The sequence below is a fragment of the Acidisoma sp. S159 genome (assembly GCF_009766125.1).
In the GTDB taxonomy this organism is placed as follows: domain Bacteria; phylum Pseudomonadota; class Alphaproteobacteria; order Acetobacterales; family Acetobacteraceae; genus Acidisoma.
In genome coordinates this window covers 1-2387 of record NZ_LMUG01000083.1, presented here as the reverse complement: position 1 = coordinate 2387, position 2387 = coordinate 1, and the positions used below count along the sequence as shown (strand labels likewise).

The 2387-nt window shown below is 61.7% G+C and carries 3 protein-coding genes and 1 pseudogene; 2 read left to right on the top strand and 2 right to left on the bottom strand.

Going from position 1 to position 2387, the window contains the following annotated elements; genetic code table 11:
• A pseudogene (locus GSQ92_RS30545) lies at positions 1-549 on the bottom strand (ImuA family protein); the annotation flags it as partial.
• Between the two features lie 9 nt (positions 550-558).
• Positions 559-792 carry a hypothetical protein gene (locus tag GSQ92_RS26780; RefSeq protein WP_158805728.1) on the bottom strand — a complete coding sequence of 78 codons (234 nt, stop codon included), beginning with the start codon at positions 790-792 and terminating at the stop codon, positions 559-561.
• Positions 793-1017: 225 nt separating this feature from the next.
• Here GSQ92_RS26780 and GSQ92_RS26775 point away from each other — a divergent pair, with 225 nt between their 5' ends.
• Both GSQ92_RS26775 and GSQ92_RS26770 read left to right on the top strand, forming a co-directional pair.
• Entirely contained in the window at positions 1018-1707 is a 690-nt protein-coding gene (locus tag GSQ92_RS26775) for an alpha/beta family hydrolase (RefSeq protein WP_174247851.1), read from the top strand.
• Between the two features lie 292 nt (positions 1708-1999).
• Entirely contained in the window at positions 2000-2224 is a 225-nt protein-coding gene (locus tag GSQ92_RS26770) for a hypothetical protein (RefSeq protein WP_159014613.1), read from the top strand.
• Positions 2225-2387 lie beyond the last annotated feature (163 nt).

Sequence of the window (2387 nt, the reverse complement as noted above, 5' to 3'; positions counted from 1 at the left end):
TCCGACCCGCCAACGGCTCCTGGCGGCGGAAGGCGGCACGAGATCCGTGTCGGGCAAGATGAGCAAGCCGATGCCGCCGCCAGTTTCGGCCGCGAGCTGAAGTCGCCGGGCAGCGATCAGGTCGGGTGCCGGCCCCTCGAGCACGAGGGCGGCGCCCGCCACGCCCGGTGATCTCAGCGCTTCTTCGAAGGCCCAAAGGGCGTCCTTGGCGCGCTTGGCGGCAATGAAAATGAGATCCCTCTGCGAGAGACCAAGTTCCGCAACACCTGCAGGCCAGATGTCCGGCTCGGCGCCAATCCAGATGACCGGTCCCGCTGTCTTGCCGAGGACAAACGCGCAAAAGCCCGTGGCGGCGCCGGTGTCCGCAGCCAATACCTCGTGGAAAGCCCCACGGGCCAAGCCCCCGGCAGGCAGTAGCCGGTCGATGGGTGGGCAGAGGGAGATGGTCTCGCCCTCCGTCACAACCGTCCCACGCTCCAGGCGCGCGACGGCGCTCCGAAGCTCTATGAGGGCCGCTTGATGATCTATTCGAAGTGCGAGATCTGCCATTCCATCTGCCTAGCCAGCGGAGTGGGGGCGGCCGGGGCGGGCGCGCATCACGATGTAGCCGGATCGACGCAGGTGCTCTGTCAGGCGCTCTGCCGCCATCCCGGCGGCGAAATCCCAGCCGCTGCGACGCGGCTTGCCGCGCTCGTCGTAACGCAGCGCATAGGACAGGACGGCCGCGATCTCCTCCGCGGTGGCGGCGGTGAGATCGGCAGCGTCAGGGTCTGGCTGATGGTCGTCGGGCATGAAGGCAAGCTAGGCGGCGAAGGAGAACGAAACAAGAACAAGAATCGATTGACGCGATGGTAGCCCCATGCTTGCCGGCGGTCCCCCGCGACGCGTGGCTTCATGCCTGTAATGGTCGAATCCCGCAGATTCAATCGCCTCAACCGCCGTCTCGGCGCGATACGGTGCATTCCCAAGGAATGGTAAAGAATTCGAGTGCATGGCTCCGGCAAGAGGATGAAGGCGATGACGCGGGCAACCGCTCTGACAATCGCAGTCGACGAGAGCTGCACCGTCTCGGGCATCCTACAGGCGCCCGCCGAAGCGCGTGCCTGCTACGTCATGGCGCATGGTGCGGGGGCGGGCATGACCCATTCCTTCATGGCGGCGGTTGCCGACGGCCTCGCTGATCGGAATATCGCGACGCTTCGCTACCAATTTCCTTACATGGAGCGAGGCTCGCGGCGGCCTGATAGCCCGGCTCTGGCACATCGAACGGTTCGAGCGGCGGTCATCGAGGCGGCGCGGCAATTGCCAGCACTGCCTCTCATCGCCGGCGGCAAATCATTCGGCGGTCGCATGACCTCCCAAGCGCAAGCGGAGGCGCCGCTCCCCAAGGTCGAGGGTCTGGCCTTTTTTGGCTTTCCGCTGCATCCAGCCAACAAACCCTCAGTCACACGCGCGCAGCACCTCAGCCAAATTCAAATTCCGATGCTCTTTCTACAGGGCACGCGGGATGCGTTGGCCGACATGACGCTGCTGGCTCAAACCATCAAATCGCTCGGCGCAAGGGCGACGCTCGCAGAGGTGAGCGGAGCGGATCACTCCTTTCATGTGCCAGCGCGATCTGGCCGCACGGATGCGGGGGTCTTAACGGACATGCTCGCCACATTTTCCGTTTGGATAACGGCGAACACCCCAAGAGTAGGCACTTAGCGTCGCTCATGGCCGAATTTCGTTAATCGGCCACAGCTTTGTCTTGCAGATTTCGTGGTCATTGCGCGACAGAGAAAACGATACTTTTCTTCAGCGGCTTCTTATGTCAGCGGGCCGAGTCTATATTTAGCCGATCTGATTATCAAATTTTTATGCATCGACATATTGTGCTTGCGCGGAATCGACGCCATCTGCGGCTTTCGACCAATGTCGCGTCGTAACCATCCTGATGACTAGTTGGATATTGGACCTTGCGTCAGAATTCGCCCGCAATCTGAAAGAAACATGCACTATGCCTGCCACCACCACCCGAGCGCCGCGTGGAACGAAGAACTTGTCCCTGGCCTTTTTTGCTGCTGCTGACGCCATCAAGGAAGATAAGCGTCCTGCCGCCATCAAGGCCACGCTGGCGTCGATCCGCGGAGAGTTGAAGGCCTCACGGGAACGGGCAAAATTGGCCAAGTCGCGCGCCGGCAAGAGGGGTCCAGGCCGCCCGCGCAAGGTTAAAACTGTCTAGTATTGAGTGTTGGGTCAAGCCCCTCGTCTTCGGTTTAGAAACGCACAATATCCTGCGCACGATCGAGCGATGACCAACTGGGCAGCTAGCCCGTCTTATTCAGCGCATGCCGGGGATTCGCTGGCGGGTGTCGCGTAAAGCATTGATCGCGCTTAGGGATTGG